Raw genomic sequence first — 15,270 nt, forward strand, 5'->3', positions numbered from 1 at the left:
ACAGGGGGACTGGGGGGACATGGCCGGGCGCGATCGGGTCATGAGGATGTCGGTCGAGCAGCCGCTGTGGCGCGCGCTGGCCGGGTACCGCGTGCTGACCATGGTGTACGCCGTCGCTCTGTTCGCCGCCGCCCACGAGCGGTTCTCCCGCCCCTGGATCGCCGTCGCCTACTACTGCGTGCTGTGCGGCTGGACCCTGGCCACGCTGCCCAGGGTCTCCGGCGCGGCGAGCTGCACCCGCGGCTTCCTCGTCGCCGACCTCGCGCTGGCGGTGACCGGCATCCTGCTCACCCCTCTCGCCGACGCCGGGCACGCCGCGGCCGGCGGACCGACGCTGCCGTCGATCTGGACCGCCGGTTCCGTCCTGGCCTTCGCGGTGCGGGGCGGCTGGCGCTGGGCCGCCGTGGCGTCCACCGCGGTCGCCGTCGCCAGCCTCGTCGAGCGCGGCACCCCGGCCCGGGACACCGTGCACAACGTGGTCCTGGTGTGGGTGGCGGCTCTGGCGATCGGCTACGTCGTCGAGGTCGCCCGCGCCTCCGAGCGCACCCTCGCCCGCGCCCTGGAGATCCAGGCGGCGACCCGCGAGCGGGAGCGGCTGGCCCGGGACATCCACGACGGCGTGCTGCAGGTGCTGGCCATGGTGCAGCGGCGCGGCGCGGTCCTCGGCGGCCAGGCGGCCGAGCTGGGCCGGCTGGCCGGGGAGCAGGAGGCGGCGCTGCGCACCCTGATCTCCGGCGGGCCGCTGCCCCGCCCCCGCACCTTTGGCGAGGGCCCCCCGCTCACCGCGGGAGCGGTGGCGGACGCCGCCGAGGACGGGGAGACGGCCGGGAGCGAGAGCCAACCGGCCGACCTGCGCACCCTGCTCGCCCCGTACGCCGGAAGCCGGGTCGGCATCGCCGAGCCGGGAGCCCCGGTGCTGCTGCCGGCCGCCGTCGCGCGGGAGGTGGCCGCCGCCGTGGGAGCGGCCCTGGACAACGTCCGCCGGCACGCGGGCGAGGACGCCCGGGCGTGGATCCTGATCGAGGACGAGCCGGACGTGGTGCTGGTGACCGTCCGGGACGACGGGCCCGGCATCCCTCCGGGCCGGCTGGCGCAGGCCGAGAGCGAGGGCCGGCTGGGGGTGTCGCAGTCCATCCGGGGCCGGCTGCGCGACCTCGGCGGCAGCGCCGAGCTGGTCTCCGTGCCCGGACAGGGCACCGAGGTGGAACTGAGAATACCGAGGAAGGCGAGGGCGGAACGCCGATGAGCGAGCAGCGGGACCCGATCAGGGTCATGGTGGTCGACGACCACCCGATGTGGCGCGACGCGGTCGCGCGGGACCTGACCGAGTCCGGCTTCCACGTGGTCGCCACCGCGGGCGACGGCGAGCAGGCGGTGCGCCGGGCCAAGGCGGCCGCCCCCGACGTGCTGGTCCTCGACCTGAACCTGCCCCTCAAGCCCGGGGTGCGGGTCTGCAAGGAACTCGTCGCGCACGACCCGTCGTTGCGGGTGCTGGTGCTCTCGGCCAGCGGCGAGCACGCCGACGTGCTGGAGGCGGTGAAGTCGGGTGCGACGGGCTATCTGGTGAAGTCGGCGTCCACGCAGGAACTGCTGGACGCGGTGCGCCGCACCGCGGCCGGCGACGCCGTGTTCACGCCCGGCCTGGCCGGGCTGGTCCTGGGCGAGTACCGGCGGCTGGCCGCCGAGCCGGCCCCCGCCCCCGGTGCGGACGACGCCGGCGCGCCGAGGACGCCCCGGCTCACCGAGCGGGAGACCGAGGTGCTGCGCCTGGTCGCCAAGGGGCTGAGCTACAAGCAGATCGCCGAGCGCCTGGTGATCTCCCACCGCACGGTGCAGAACCATGTGCAGAACACCCTCGGCAAGCTCCAGCTGCACAACCGGGTCCAGCTGGTCCGGTACGCCATCGAACGCGGACTCGACGGCGAGTAAACCCGCGTCCGCGCACACCCCTCACCCTTTCGGGTGGATTCGCCGTCCTCAACTACGCGACGTTTTACCGGAATTGACCGTCCCGTCCCTCCTGAAGTGACGTACGTCACCCTTAGCGTGGCCCTCACCAGGCAACCGCGGCGAAGGGACATTTCCATGCGGGTCGGAGTTCTGACCGGCGGCGGCGACTGCCCCGGGCTCAACGCCGTCATCCGGGGCATCGTCCGCAAGGGCGTGCAGGAGTACGGCTACGACTTCGTCGGCTTCCGGGACGGCTGGCGAGGACCCCTGGAGAACGTCACCGTCCGTCTCGACATCCCCGCCGTGCGCGGCATCCTGCCCCGCGGCGGCACCATCCTCGGCTCCTCGCGCACCAACCCCCTCAAGGAGGAGGACGGCGTCCGGCGCATCAAGGACACCCTCGCCAAGCAGGAGATCGACGCGCTCGTCGCGATCGGCGGCGAGGACACCCTGGGCGTCGCCGCCCGGCTCGGCGACGAGTACGGCGTCCCCTGCGTCGGTGTGCCCAAGACCATCGACAACGACCTGTCGGCCACCGACTACACCTTCGGTTTCGACACCGCGGTCTCCATCGCCACCGAGGCCATCGACCGCCTGCACACCACCGCCGAGTCGCACATGCGGGTCCTGGTCTGCGAGGTGATGGGCCGGCACGCCGGCTGGATCGCCCTGCACGCCGGGCTCGCCGGCGGCGCCAACGTCATCCTCATCCCCGAGCAGCGCTTCGACCTCGACCAGGTCTGCGCCTGGATCACCTCCCGCTTCAAGGCGTCCTACGCCCCGATCGTGGTCGTCGCCGAGGGTGCCATGCCCAAGGACGGCGACCTGATCCTCAAGGACACCTCCCGGGACTCCTTCGGGCACGTGCGGCTCTCCGGGGTCGGCGAGTGGCTGGCGAAGGAGATCGAGAAGCGCACCGGCAAGGAGGCGCGGACCACCGTCCTCGGGCACATCCAGCGCGGCGGCACCCCCACCGCCTTCGACCGCTGGCTGGCCACCCGGTTCGGGCTGCACGCCATCGACTGCGTGCACGACGGCGACTTCGGGAAGATGGTCGCCCTGCGCGGCACCGACATCGTGCGCGTCCCGATCGCCGAGGCCACCGCCAAACTCAAGACCGTCGACCCGAAGCTGTACGAGGAGATCGGCGTCTTCTTCGGCTGACCGCCCTGTGCCGGGGCCCGCGGGAGGGACCGCACCGCGGGCCCCGCGCCGTTCACCGCGCCGGGCTCGCGCACAGCGGGAGGACCAGCTCCCGCACGATCGCCGCCCCGTTCAGCGTCAGCACCGACTCCGGGTGGAACTGCACACCCGCGAATCCCGGCCCGCGCAGCGCGTGCACCTCCCCGTCCGCCGACCGGCTCACCTCGATGCCGTGCGCCGCCAGCTCCCGCGCCGCCTCGTCGTCGCAGCGGGCCGCGAAGCTGTTGTAGAACCCGACCGTCTCCGGGCGCCCGAACAGGTCGATCGTGGTCTGCGCCCCCTGGTACGGCACCTGCTTGCGGACGATGTCCAGTCCCAGCTCCGCCGCGATCAGCTCATGGCCCAGGCACACGCCCAGCACCCCGTGCCGGCGCTCCTGGATCACGGCTGCCGCCAGCTCGCGCAGGAGACGCATCTTCGGGTCGGCGGCGTCCGCCGGGTTCCCGGGGCCGGGGCCGAGCACCACCGGCCCGTCGTGCGCGAGCACGTCCGCTCGCAGCCCCGGCTCGTCGTAGCGTCGCACGGTCACCTCCAGGCCCGCCGAGCGCAGCACATGCGCGAGCATCGCGGTGAAGGTGTCCTCGCCGTCCACGACCAGGGCGTGCCCGACGACCTCGGACGGCCGCCGCTGCATCCGCAGCCAGAACGGCGCCAGCGAGGCCCGGCGCCCGTCCAGCGCCTCCCGCACCCGCGGATCGTCGGCGAGCCGGGGCAGCTCTCGCTCGGCGCGCGGCCGGGCGGGACGCACGCCCAGCGCCGCCAGCACGCCCGCCGCCTTCGCATGGGTCTCCGCGGCCTCGCTCGCCGGATCGGAGCCGCGGACCAGCGTCGCGCCCACCGACACCGTCAGCCGCCCGGCCGCGTCGATGTCCGCGGTGCGGATGAGGATGGGGGAGTCGAGGGTCTGCGCACCTCCGCCGTCCCGGCCGAGCAGGGCGAGGGCCCCCGCGTAGTAGCCGCGGCCGCCGGACTCGTACCGTTCGATGACCCGGCAGGCGTTCTGCACCGGCGAGCCGGTGACGGTCGCCGCGAACATGGTCTGCCGCAGCACCTCCCGCACGTCCAGACAGGACCGCCCGCGCAGCTCGTACTCGGTGTGCGCCAGGTGCGCCATCTCCTTCAGCCGCGGCCCGACGACGACACCGCCCCGGTCGCCGACGGTGCACATCATCTTCAGCTCCTCGTCGACGACCATCGACAGCTCCTCGGTCTCCTTGCCGTCGGCGAGGAACTCCAGCAGGCCTTCGGTGGTCGGCCCCTCGGCGGGATACCGGTACGTGCCGCTGATCGGGTTCATCACGACCGTGTCGCCGGAGCAGCGCACGTGCACCTCCGGACTGGCCCCGACCAGGGTGCGCTCCCCGGTGTGCACGACGAACGTCCAGTACGCTCCGCGCTCGCCGTCCAGCAGCCGGCGGAACAGCGCCAGGGCGTCCGCCCGCCCGAAACCGGGGATCTCGCCCCGGTACGTGCGCCGGATCACGAAGTTCGCGCCCTCGCCCGCGCCGATCTCGTCGCGCAGCACCCGGCCGACGATCCGCTCGTACTCCTCGTCGCCGACGTCGAAGCCGCCGCCCGTGACCCGCACCGGGTGCGCCGGCAGCTGCTGAAGCGCCTGCTCCAGCGGGATCACATGCCGTTCCTCGGGCACCAGCGCCACCAGCGGGGTGCCGTCGTCGCGGACGTCGAAACCGCGCTCGCGGATCTGCCGGAAGGGCACCATCGCCAGGCACTCGTCGGGCAGGCCGGCCAGGCGCTCGACGGTGCGCACCGGGCCGAGCAGCACCTCCACCAGGTCGTGGTCGCCGCCCGGCGTGCGGCGTCTGAGCAGGGCGAAGGGGCGGGGGTCGGGCAGCAGCCGTGCCAGGTTCACGGGTCCTCTTTCCGTATCTCTTGCCGTCGGTCCGGCGAGGAACGGCCCGGGTGCCGCATACGACGAAGGCCGCCCCTCGGGCGGCCTGTCGCGAAGTCGAGCGTACGCGCTGTCAGCGGGCCGCCACGGAAGCGGTCCACCACCACGTCTGGTGCGTCGGCACGTACATGCGAGGAACTGTAACGCACGCCGTCACCGCGGCGTGACGACCGGGACGGGGTGACCGCTCGGGTCGTGTGCGGTCACGGACCGTGTCGTCTCACCTGTCGAGCCGGGCGGAGGACGGCCCGCCACGACCCCGTAAGGTGGACGATGTGACCGTGAACGCTGATTCCCAAGCCGTCGCCGCGCGAGCGACGTGGCACGATCTGCCCGCGGCGCAGCAGCCCGACTACCCCGATCCCGAGGCTCTGCGCGAAGTCGTCGCGGAGCTGGAGACCTATCCGCCGCTCGTCTTCGCGGGCGAGTGCGACCAGCTGCGCGCCCGGATGGCGGCCGTCGCCAAGGGTGAGGCGTTCCTGCTCCAGGGCGGCGACTGCGCCGAGTCCTTCGACGCGGTGTCCGCCGAGCACATCCGGGCGAAGCTGAAGACGCTGCTGCAGATGGGCGCCGTGCTCACCTACGCCGCGTCCGTGCCGGTGGTCAAGGTCGGCCGTATCGCCGGCCAGTACTCCAAGCCGCGCTCCAAGCCGACCGAGACCCGCGACGGGGTGACGCTGCCGGTCTACCGCGGCGACTCCGTCAACGGCTTCGAGTTCACCGCCGAGTCCCGCGTCCCGGACCCCGAGCGGCTGAAGCGGATGTACCACGCCTCGGCGGCCACGCTGAACCTGGTGCGCGCCTTCACCACCGGCGGCTACGCCGACCTGCGGCAGGTGCACGCCTGGAACCAGGACTTCGTGAAGTCCTCCCCGGCCGGCCAGCGCTACGAGCAGCTCGCCCGCGAGATCGACAACGCCCTGAACTTCATGCGGGCCTGCGGCGCGGACCCGGAGGAGTTCAAGACCGTCGAGTTCTACTCCTCGCACGAGGCGCTGCTGCTGGACTACGAGTCGGCGCTCACCCGGGTCGACTCGCGCACCGGCCAGCTGTACGACGTCTCCGCGCACATGGTGTGGATCGGTGAGCGCACCCGGCAGCTGGACCACGCGCACATCGAGTTCGCCTCCAGGATCCGCAACCCGATCGGCATCAAGCTCGGCCCGGCCACGACGGCCGAGGAGGCGCTGCAGTACATCGACCGTCTGGACCCCGAGCGGGAGCCGGGCCGGCTGACCTTCATCGTGCGCATGGGCGCCGACAAGATCCGCGACAAGCTCCCCGAGCTGGTGGAGAAGGTCACCGCCTCCGAGGCGACCGTGGCCTGGGTGACCGACCCGATGCACGGCAACACCTTCGAGGCGGCCTCCGGGCACAAGACCCGCCGCTTCGACGACGTGCTCGACGAGGTCAAGGGCTTCTTCGAGGTGCACAAGGCGCTCGGCACCCACCCGGGCGGCATCCATGTGGAGCTGACCGGCGACGACGTCACCGAGTGCGTGGGCGGCGGCGACGAGATCTTCGTCGACGACCTGCACCAGCGCTACGAGACGGCCTGCGACCCGCGGCTGAACCGCAGCCAGTCCCTGGACCTGGCGTTCCTCGTCGCGGAGATGTACCGCAACCAGTGACGGCGCCGTGACGGACCGCCGAGTGGGGCGCGGATCACACACGATCCGCGCCCCCGCGCTTTCCCGGCTCCCGCACGCCAGGTAAGGTTAGGTTTACCTCACCGAGATGGATGCTCGGGAGGGGGTTCCTGATCCGGTCCGGCGGGAGGTGAGCCGCGTGTATGTCTGCAGCTGCTTCGGCATCACCGAGCAGCAGGTGAAACAGCACGCGGAGAACGGCGCCTGCACGCCCCGCCAGATCGCCTCCGCCTGCAAGGCCGGCACCGACTGCGGCGGCTGCGTCCGCCGGATCCAGGCGCTGCTCGGCCGCGGCGCCTGCCCGCGCCGGGAGCTGATCGACCGCGGAGCCCCCGCCTTCGGCCGGCTGCCCGCCGCCTCCTCGGCCGCGCGCCCGCAGGACCTCGACGACGCGGCCTGAGCCAACGTCTCGCCCCGGCGGCGGCCGCTCAGGGCGTGGAGAAACCGTGGGTGCCCGGACCCGAGGCGTCCGGCTGCCTCTGCTTGACGACCGTCGACAGATAGAGCGCCTCGCCCAGCTTGTCCACCAGCTCCAGCTGGGTGTCCAGGTAGTCGATGTGGTGCTCCTCGTCGGCGAGGATGGCCTCGAAGATGTTGGCCGAGGTGATGTCGCCCTTGTCGCGCATGATCTCCACGCCCCGGCGCAGCCGGTCGACGGCCTCCGCCTCCAGCTGCCGGTCGGCGCGGAACATCTCGGTCACCGTCTGCCCGACCTGCACATGGAACAGCCGCTGGTAGTTGGGCAGTCCGTCCAGCAGCAGGATGCGGTCGGTCAGCAGCTCCGCGTGCCGCATCTCGTCGAAGGACTCGTCCCGGGTGTACTTGGCGAGCTTCGTCCACCCCTTGTGGTCCTGCAGCTTGGAGTGCAGGAAGTACTGGTTGATCGCGGTGAGCTCGGCCGTCAGCTGCTCGTTGAGCAGTTCGATGACCTCGGGGTCGCCTTGCATCGCGGTGTGCTCCTTCCGGACAGCCCTGGGGTCCGCATGATGTCACCGGTATCCATAATCATCCAGTAAGTTCACGCTTAGTAGGAGATGCCCGTTTTATCCCTCGCATGGTCCGATGCACCCCCTCCCGTCTGTCAGGATGGAGTCATGGGTCAGCCGGAGCAGAGAGGATCAGGAGGGGCGCCGCGAGCAGCGTCGGAGCAGGCGGCACGGCAGGGACTCCCGCCGGGGCAGCGGCTGCAGCGCGGCTGGCCGGTCACCCACTACGGGCCGGTGCCCAAGTTCCGGCCCGAACGCTGGGAGTTCCGCGTGTTCGGCGCGACCGCCGACGGCGAGAAACACTGCTGGACGCACGAGGAGTTCACCGCCCTGCCCTACACGACCGTGGTGGGCGACCTGCACTGCGTGACGAAGTACAGCATGCTCGGTGCCGAGTGGGGCGGCGTCCCCGCCCGCACCGTCCTCGAGATCGCGCCGCCCGCCCCGGACGTCACCCATGTGATGGTCTGGGCCGAGTACGGCTTCAGCTCCAATCTGCGCCTGTCGGACTTCACCGCCGAGACCACCTTGTTCGCCACCCACAAGGACGGCGAACTGCTCACCGCCGAGCACGGTTTCCCGCTGCGCCTCGTCGTCCCGCACCTGTACGCCTGGAAGGGCCCCAAGTGGGTGCGGGGGGTGGAGTACATGACCAGTGACCGCCGCGGCTTCTGGGAGGAACGCGGCTACCACAACATCGGCGACCCCTGGAAGGAGCAGCGCTACTCCTACCAGGAGGAACCGGGGGACGGGCCGGAGCTGTGAGACGGGCGCCGGGGCTCAGCCGGCCCTGAGCTTCTTCAGCCGCTCCACGTCGGCCGCGTGGCCCTCCTTGCCGCCGGGCGTCTCGATGATCAAGGGCACGCCCGCGGTGGCCGGGTGGGTCGTCAGGGCGCGGAACGGCTCCTCGCCGATGTGGCCGGCACCGATGTTCGCGTGCCGGTCCTTGTGCGCGCCCGCCACGTCCTTCGAGTCGTTGGCGTGGATCAGCTTCAGCCGGCCCGGGCCGACCGTCTCCACCAGCGCGTCCAGCGTCCGGTGCACGCCGTCCGGCCCGGTCAGGTCGTGCCCGGCGGCGAACACATGGCAGGTGTCCAGGCACACCCCGAGCTTCGGGTGGGCGTCGAGCGCCTCGAAGTACGGCCCGAAGTCCTCCATCCGCGCACACAGCGAGGCGCCCTGGCCGGCCGTGGACTCCAGCAGCAGCCACGGGTCGTCGTCGCCCAGCTCCTCCAGCAGCGGCAGCAGGCGCTCCCGCACCTGCCGCAGCGCCGCCTGCCGCTGTCGTCCGCCGGTCGCGCTGCCGGTGTGCACCACGACACCCGAGGCGCCGATCTCCCGGCCCCGCCGCAGCGAGTGCCGCAGCGAGTCCACCGAGCGTTCGACGGTGGCCTCGGTGTGCGAACCGAAGTTGATCAGGTAGGGGGCGTGCACGTACACCGGCAGCGACGCCTCGGCGCAGGCGGCCCGGAACGCGTCGTCCTGCCGCGCGTTCCCGGCGGGCGTGGCCCAGCCCCTCGGGTTGGCGACGAAGACCTGCACGGTCTCCGCCTGGATCTCACGGGCGTAGGCCAGGCCCACCTTGTGCAGTCCGCCGGCCACGGGCACATGGCCGCCGACGGGATTGCGCGGCACGGGGAAGGAAGAGGGTGGGGTCATGACACCCCCAGCATGCCAGCCGGCGCAGAGCGCCGGTGCGGCGCCCCGGGACCGGGCACCGTGGCGCCCCCGCTCACCGGATGGTGATCGTGATCGTCGACCCCTTCGGGGCGCGGTCGCCGCCCTTGACCGACTGCTTCTTCACCGTGTCGCCGAACAGCCCGAGCAGCCCGCGGTCCTCCTTCACCCGGAAGCCGGCCTCCTCCAGGGTCCGCTTGGCGTCGTCCACGCTGTCCCCGGTGACGTCCGGCACCTCGACCAGCTCCGGGCCCTTGGACAGGGTCAGCGTGACCGTGTCGCCCTCGGCCAGCTGCCGGCCGGCCGGCGGGTTCTGCCGGGCGACCTGGCCCGCGTCGAACTCCGAGGTGACCCGCTCCGGGGCGACCGTGACCTTCAGGCCCGCCTCCCCGAGGTCGGACGTCGCCTCGTCCAGGTCCTCCCCGGTGACGTCCGGCACCTTCACGGGCCGGCCGCGGCTGACGACCAGCGCGATCGCCGAGCCGGAGTGCCGCTCGGTGCCCGCCGGCGGGTCGGTGCGGATCACCGTGCCCTTGGGGACGTCCTCGCTGAACGCCCGGCTGACCATGCCGGGCTCCAGCCCGGCCGCGCGCAGCCGCTGCCGCGCCGTGTCCAGCGGGCGGCCCCGCACATCGGGCACGCGGACGGTCTTGGGGCCGTCGGAGACGGTGAGCGTGACCGAGCCGTGGTCGCGGATGCGGGTGCCGGGCGACGGGTCCGTGCTGATGACCGTGCCCCGGGCGACGGTGTCGCTGTGGGCGTGCTCGACGCCGCCGACCTTCAGCCCGGCCGCCTCCAGCCGCTGCCGGGCCTGGGCCTCGGTCTTCGACAGCAGCGGCGGGACCGTCGTGAACTGGCCCGAGTTGATGTACCACAGGCCCGCGCCGCCCACGAGGACCAGCACGACGGCGGCCACGGCGGCCACCAGCGCGCGCCGGCGGCGCAGGCCGCCCGGCCGGCGGGCGCCGGCGTCCGGGACCGGCGTGTCCAGCCGGCTGGTGCGGTGGAAGGCGTCGGTCGGCTCCTCGTCCCCGTCCACGGGCAGCGGACGCGGCACCGCCAGGGCGCGCGGCAGGACGCTCGTGCGGTCCTCGGCGTTGTCGTGACCGGTGGTGCGGGCCTGCGGCGGCAGCGCGTCCAGCTCGTCGTCGCCGAGCCGCGCACGGGCCTCGCGCACCCGCGCCAGCAGCGCCACCGCGTCGGCCGGACGCTCGTCGGGGGTGCGCGCGGCGGCCGCCGCGACCAGCTCGTCCAGCTCCGCCGGCAGGCCCGGCACGGCCCCGGACGGCGGCGGCACGTCCTCGTTCACGTGCCGGTAGAGCACCTGGGCCGGGGTCTCGCCCTGGTAGGGCTTGGCCCCGGTGAGCATCTCGTACAGCATCACCCCGCACGCGTAGACGTCCACGCGCGGCGAGGCGGTGCCCTCCTCGATCTGCTCCGGCGCGAGATAGGAGACCGTGCCGAGTACCGTGCCGGTGGTGTGGGTGACCGCGTCCACCGCCCGCACCAGTCCGAAGTCGGCGACCTTGACCCGGCCGTCGTCCCCGATCAGGACGTTCTCCGGCTTCATGTCGCGGTGCACGAAGCCGGCGCGGTGCGCGGCGCCCAGCGCCGCCAGCACCGGCTCCAGGATGTCCAGCGCGGCCCGCACCGGCAGCGCCCCGCGTTCGCGCAGCACGTCCCGCAGGGTGCAGCCGGAGACGTACTCCATGGCGAGGTAGACGTACGACCCGTCCGTCCCCTGGTCGAACACCCCGACGACGTTCGGGTGGTCCAGGCGGGCGGCGGACTTCGCCTCCCGGATGAACCGCTCGACGAAGGAGGCGTCCGCGGCGAGCGAGGGGTGCATCACCTTCAGCGCGAGCACGCGGTCCAGCCGCGTGTCCAGGGCCCGGTAGACGGTCGCCATGCCTCCGACGGCTATCCGCGCGTCGATGCGATACCGGCCGTCGAGCACCTGCCCGACGAGAGGGTCCTGAAGGGTCGTGTCCACGCAGGCGAGTCTACGAGCCGCCCCCGACAGCACTGTCCTGCTCGGTCACCTCGGCGGCGGACCGCAGCCGACCTGTGACACTGCCCGCACGCGTGTGCGGGAAAGCGGGACGCTCCGGGTCCAGCCGGGCCAGCCCCTCGGTGGGGGACGAGGCCTCGGCGAAGAACCGCTTGGGGATGCGGCCCGCCCGCCGGGCCAGCCGGCCCGCGGTGACCGCGTGCCGCATCGCCTCGGCCATGAGCACCGGCTCCTGGGCCCGCGTCACCGCGGAGGCGAGCATCACCCCCGCACAGCCCAGCTCCATCGCCAGGGCCACGTCCGAGGCCGTGCCCGCGCCCGCGTCCAGGATCACCGGCACCTGCGCCTGCTCCACGATCAGCTGGAAGTTGTGCGGGTTGCGGATGCCGAGCCCGGAGCCGATCGGCGAGCCCAGCGGCATGATCGCGGCACAGCCGGCGTCCTGCAGCTTCCGGGCGAGCACCGGGTCGTCGTTGGTGTACGGCAGGACCGTGAAACCGTCGTCGACCAGTGTCTCCGCCGCGTCCAGCAGCTCGATCGGGTCGGGCAGCAGGGTGCGCTCGTCGGCGATGACCTCCAGCTTGACCAGGTCGGTGCCGAGCGCCTCGCGGGCCAGCCGCGCGGTGAGCACCGCCTCCCCGGCGGTGAAGCAGCCCGCCGTGTTGGGCAGCACCTGGATGTCCAGCTTCCGCAGCACGGACAGCACCGAGCCGTGCACCGACGGGTCGACCCGGCGCATCGCCACCGTGGTCAGTTCGGTGCCGGAGGCCTTCAGCGCCCGCTGAAGCACGTCCAGGCTCGGCGCGCCGCCGGTGCCCATGATCAGCCGGGAGGTGAAGGTCCTGCCGCCGAGGACGAGAGGGTCGTCGGTCATGGGTCAGCCTCCCTGGACGGCGGTCAGCACCTCGACCCGGTCCCCGTCACGAAGCGGTGTCGAGGCCCACCGGGCGCGCGGCACGACGGTCTCGTTGAGGGCGGCGGCCACCCCGGAGGGCGCGGCGGTCAGGGAGCGCACGACCGCGTCGAGGGACGTGCCGGGCGCCACCCGGCGGGGCTCGCCGTTGATGAAGATGGTCACGTGGGCGACGGAGACGTTCATGCGGGCAGCTCCGTGAGGACGGCGGTGCGAAAGCGCCGCGGGGTGAACGGGCGGGCGACCTCAGGCAGCTCGCCGGTGGTCAGGGCGTGCGCCAGGGCGTCGCCCGTGACGGGCGTGAGCAGCACGCCGTTGCGGTAGTGGCCGGTGGCCAGCAGCAGCCCGGGCAGCTCGGTGGGCCCGAGCAGCGGCGCGTTGTCCGGGGAGCCGGGCCGCAGTCCGGCGCGGGTCTCGGTCAGCGGCAGCTCGGTGATGCCCGGCACCAGCTCGTGCGCGTCGCGCAGCAGCTCGTACACCCCGCCCGCGGTCACCGTGGTGTCCCAGCCCAGCTCCTCGGTGGTCGCGCCGATCACCAGTTCGCCGCTGAGCCGCGGCACGAGGTACACCTGGCTGCCGCGCACCACGGCCCGCACGGTGCGGTTCAGGAACGGCGCGTACCGCTTGGGCACGGTCAGCCGCACCACCTGCCCCTTCACCGGCCGCACCGGCGGCAGCACGTCGTCGGGTACGCCCGCGAGCTGCCCGCTGCGGCTGCCCGCCGCGAGCACCACCTGCCGAGCGCCGAGCCGTGAGCCGTCGCGCAGCTCGCAGCCCGCGGCCCGGTCCCGCCGCACGACGAGACGCTCGGCCCACGTCCGGTGGAAGACCACCCCCGCCTGCTCGCAGGCCGCCATCAGCGCGCCGGCCAGCCGCCGGGGGTCGATCTGGTGGTCGCCGTCCACCCGCAGCCCGCCGCGCACGCCGGGCGCGAGCATCGGCTCCAGGCGCCGGCAGTCGCGCCCGGACAGCCACTCCGACTCCAGGCCCGACGCCCGCTGCAGGGCGTGCAGTTCGCGCAGGTGGGTGCGGTCGTCGGCGTCCAGCGCGACGGCCAGGGTGCCGCAGCGGCGGTAGCCGAGGTCGTGGCCGGTCAGCTCGGTCAGCTCGGCGGCGAAGTCCGGGTAGCGGCGCGCGGAGGCGAGGTTCAGCCCGAGCAGCGTCTGCTCGCCGTGGTGCAGCTCGGTGACGGCGGCCAGCATCCCCGCGGCCACCTGCGCGGCGCCGCCGCCGGGCTCGGGGTCCACCACCGCCGTGCTCAGGCCGCGCTGCGCCGCGCGCCAGGCGGTGACCAGACCGATGATGCCGCCCCCGATCACGAGGACGTCCGAAGTACGTGACAACGACATGGGCGAAAAGCCCCTCCCTTCGCCGGCATGACCCGGATCAGGTTCGTACGGTCGGAGGCCGCCAGCCTCCCTCTCAGCCCGGTGCGTCCGGGCTCCCGCGCATGCTTGTACGGCCACCCTAGCCGCCGGGCCGCGATCTTGTAAGAGCGGGGAGGGGCCACCCGCCGGGGCAGCGGCCCGGCACGCGGACCCCGCAGAGAAGACAGCAATCCCCTCGCCCTGTGCCCGGCGGGACGCGGGCTGTCTATGGTGATCGGGTGAGCGAGCAGACGCAGAAGAGCACGGGCGGTCCGCGGCGCGTGGTCGTCGTCGGGGCGGGCATGGCCGGCGTGCAGACCGCGGTCGCCCTGCGCGAACAGGGCTTCACCGGCACCGTCACCCTCATCGGCGCCGAACCCCACCAGCCCTACGACCGGCCGCCGCTGTCCAAGGCCGTGCTGCTCGGCACGGCCGAGGGCTCCGCCTTCGACATCGACTTCGAGGCGCTGTCGCTCCGGCTCCGCCTGGGCTGCGAGGCGCTCGCCGTGCACCCCGCGGAGCATGTGCTGGACACCTCCGAGGGGCCGGTCCCCTACGACGTGCTCGTGCTGGCCACCGGCGCCGAACCGGTCCGCCTGCCGGGCACCGAGGGCGTCCCCGGCGTCCACCTGCTGCGCACCCTGGACGACGCCGCGCGGCTGCGGCCGGTGCTCGCCGGCCGGCAGGACATCGTGGTCGTCGGCGCCGGCTGGATCGGTGCCGAGTTCGCCACCGCCGCGCGCGAGGCGGGCTGCGCGGTGACGGTCGTCGAGGCCGCCGGCCGGCCGCTGGCGGGCGCCCTGCCCGCCGAGGTGACCGCGCCGATGGCCGCCTGGTACGCGGAGAGCGGTGTGACGCTGCGCACGCACGCCCGCGTCGAGCGGATCGAACCGGGAGCCGTGGTGCTCGACGACGGCACACGGCTGCCCGCGGGCGCCGTCGTCGTGGGCATCGGCGCCCGCCCCGCCACCGCCTGGCTGGCCGGCTCCGGCATCGAGCTGGGCGCGCACGGCGAGGTGCTCGCCGACGACCACCTGCACACCTCGGTGCCGGACGTGTACGCGGTCGGCGACTGCGCCTCCTTCCCCTCCGCGCGCTACGGCGAGCGTCTGCTCGTGCACCACTGGGACAACGCCCTGCAGGGCCCCCGCACCGTCGCCGCCCATGTGATGGGCCAGGCCGCGGTGTACGACCCGGTGCCGTACTTCTGGTCCGAGCAGTTCGGCCGGTTCGTGCAGTACGCCGGCCACCACACGGCCGCCGACAGCATGGTCTGGCGCGGCGACCCGAACGGCCCGGCCTGGTCGGTGTGCTGGCTGCGCGAGAACCGGCTGGTCGCCCTGCTCGCCGTCGGCCGGCCGCGGGACGTGGCCCAGGGCAGGCGGCTGATCGAGTCCGGCCGGCCGCTCGACCCCGCCCTGCTGCCGGACGCGTCGCGCCCGCTGAAGGCCGCGGTCGCGTGACGCCCGCGGAGGCCCGGCAGCCGTTCCGGTTCACCCGGCTTCCCCGTCGGCAGGCGGCGCGGCCGCGACCTCGGCGGGACCCGCGGCTTCCGGCCGCCGCGCGGCTTTCGCACCCCCGCGCGCGTCCTGCCGTGTGATC

General features: G+C 73.5%; 13 protein-coding genes, 1 pseudogene and 1 riboswitch. Of the genes and pseudogenes, 7 read left to right on the forward strand and 7 right to left on the reverse strand.

Translation table 11 applies throughout. The features are described 5' to 3' along the window. The first annotated feature begins 19 nt into the window (after positions 1 to 19). The 3 genes from macS (at position 20) to IE286_RS03885 (ending at position 3,114) form a co-directional block, all read left to right on the forward strand. Complete coding sequence (gene macS / locus IE286_RS03875; protein WP_189795168.1) at positions 20 to 1,246, forward strand: MacS family sensor histidine kinase; 1,227 nt, start codon at positions 20 to 22, stop codon at positions 1,244 to 1,246. Beyond that, positions 1,243 to 1,929, forward strand: coding sequence for a response regulator (locus IE286_RS03880; RefSeq protein ID WP_189795169.1), 687 nt, complete (start codon positions 1,243 to 1,245; stop codon positions 1,927 to 1,929). The genes macS and IE286_RS03880 overlap by 4 nt, the downstream gene beginning before the upstream one ends. 156 nt (positions 1,930 to 2,085) lie before the next feature. Further along, a complete protein-coding gene (locus IE286_RS03885) occupies positions 2,086 to 3,114 on the forward strand; it encodes a 6-phosphofructokinase (protein WP_189795170.1) in 1,029 nt (342 codons plus the stop codon). A 52-nt stretch (positions 3,115 to 3,166) separates the two neighbouring features. On the opposite strand, the gene IE286_RS03890 is transcribed toward IE286_RS03885, so the two are convergent. Next, complete coding sequence (locus IE286_RS03890) at positions 3,167 to 5,026, reverse strand: anthranilate synthase family protein (protein ID WP_189795171.1); 1,860 nt, start codon at positions 5,024 to 5,026, stop codon at positions 3,167 to 3,169. A 314-nt stretch (positions 5,027 to 5,340) separates the two neighbouring features. Between IE286_RS03890 and IE286_RS03895 the strand changes: the two genes are divergently transcribed. Beyond that, positions 5,341 to 6,696: a class II 3-deoxy-7-phosphoheptulonate synthase gene (locus tag IE286_RS03895; protein ID WP_189795172.1), complete on the forward strand. Its 1,356-nt coding sequence runs from the start codon at positions 5,341 to 5,343 to the stop codon at positions 6,694 to 6,696. Between the two features lie 157 nt (positions 6,697 to 6,853). Beyond that, entirely contained in the window at positions 6,854 to 7,114 is a 261-nt protein-coding gene (locus tag IE286_RS03900) for a (2Fe-2S)-binding protein (RefSeq protein WP_189795173.1), read from the forward strand. Between the two features lie 28 nt (positions 7,115 to 7,142). Here the strand turns inward: IE286_RS03900 and bfr are convergent, their stop codons facing one another. After that, positions 7,143 to 7,661 carry a bacterioferritin gene (gene bfr, locus IE286_RS03905; RefSeq protein ID WP_189795174.1) on the reverse strand — a complete coding sequence of 173 codons (519 nt, stop codon included), beginning with the start codon at positions 7,659 to 7,661 and terminating at the stop codon, positions 7,143 to 7,145. 147 nt (positions 7,662 to 7,808) lie between these two features. Between bfr and IE286_RS03910 the strand changes: the two genes are divergently transcribed. Beyond that, positions 7,809 to 8,465: a sulfite oxidase-like oxidoreductase gene (locus tag IE286_RS03910; protein ID WP_189795175.1), complete on the forward strand. Its 657-nt coding sequence runs from the start codon at positions 7,809 to 7,811 to the stop codon at positions 8,463 to 8,465. 15 nt (positions 8,466 to 8,480) lie between these two features. Here IE286_RS03910 and IE286_RS03915 read toward each other — a convergent pair whose 3' ends face one another. The 5 genes and pseudogenes from IE286_RS03915 to thiO form a co-directional block, all read right to left on the reverse strand. After that, on the reverse strand, positions 8,481 to 9,359 hold the full coding sequence (locus IE286_RS03915; RefSeq protein ID WP_189795176.1) for a deoxyribonuclease IV: 879 nt from the start codon (positions 9,357 to 9,359) through the stop codon (positions 8,481 to 8,483). Positions 9,360 to 9,432: 73 nt separating this feature from the next. Then, positions 9,433 to 11,370, reverse strand: coding sequence for a Stk1 family PASTA domain-containing Ser/Thr kinase (pknB, locus tag IE286_RS03920; protein WP_189795177.1), 1,938 nt, complete (start codon positions 11,368 to 11,370; stop codon positions 9,433 to 9,435). A 100-nt stretch (positions 11,371 to 11,470) separates the two neighbouring features. Beyond that, a pseudogene (locus tag IE286_RS03925) lies at positions 11,471 to 12,262 on the reverse strand (thiazole synthase); the annotation flags it as partial. 3 nt (positions 12,263 to 12,265) lie between these two features. Beyond that, complete coding sequence (thiS, locus tag IE286_RS03930) at positions 12,266 to 12,466, reverse strand: sulfur carrier protein ThiS (RefSeq protein ID WP_189795429.1); 201 nt, start codon at positions 12,464 to 12,466, stop codon at positions 12,266 to 12,268. Positions 12,467 to 12,483: 17 nt separating this feature from the next. Beyond that, complete coding sequence (thiO, locus tag IE286_RS03935) at positions 12,484 to 13,650, reverse strand: glycine oxidase ThiO (RefSeq protein ID WP_189795178.1); 1,167 nt, start codon at positions 13,648 to 13,650, stop codon at positions 12,484 to 12,486. Further along, positions 13,648 to 13,759: riboswitch (TPP riboswitch) on the reverse strand. Its footprint overlaps the gene before it by 3 nt. 148 nt (positions 13,760 to 13,907) lie before the next feature. Here thiO and IE286_RS03940 point away from each other — a divergent pair. Beyond that, a complete protein-coding gene (locus tag IE286_RS03940; protein ID WP_189795179.1) occupies positions 13,908 to 15,131 on the forward strand; it encodes an NAD(P)/FAD-dependent oxidoreductase in 1,224 nt (407 codons plus the stop codon). The last annotated feature ends 139 nt before the right edge of the window (positions 15,132 to 15,270 follow it).

It is taken from the genome of Streptomyces thermodiastaticus, assembly GCF_014656135.1.
Classification (GTDB): Bacteria; Actinomycetota; Actinomycetes; order Streptomycetales; family Streptomycetaceae; genus Streptomyces; species Streptomyces thermodiastaticus.

Bases quoted from the DNA above. Each gene is read 5' to 3' on its own strand.
- bfr (WP_189795174.1), bottom strand. From the start codon at position 7,661: ATGCAAGGCGACCCCGAGGTCATCGAACTGCTCAACGAGCAGCTGACG.
- IE286_RS03915 (WP_189795176.1), bottom strand. From the start codon at position 9,359: ATGACCCCACCCTCTTCCTTCCCCGTGCCGCGCAATCCCGTCGGCGGC.
- IE286_RS03885 (WP_189795170.1), top strand. From the start codon at position 2,086: ATGCGGGTCGGAGTTCTGACCGGCGGCGGCGACTGCCCCGGGCTCAAC.
- IE286_RS03910 (WP_189795175.1), top strand. From the start codon at position 7,809: ATGGGTCAGCCGGAGCAGAGAGGATCAGGAGGGGCGCCGCGAGCAGCG.
- thiO (WP_189795178.1), bottom strand. From the start codon at position 13,650: ATGTCGTTGTCACGTACTTCGGACGTCCTCGTGATCGGGGGCGGCATC.
- macS (WP_189795168.1), top strand. From the start codon at position 20: ATGGCCGGGCGCGATCGGGTCATGAGGATGTCGGTCGAGCAGCCGCTG.
- IE286_RS03880 (WP_189795169.1), top strand. From the start codon at position 1,243: ATGAGCGAGCAGCGGGACCCGATCAGGGTCATGGTGGTCGACGACCAC.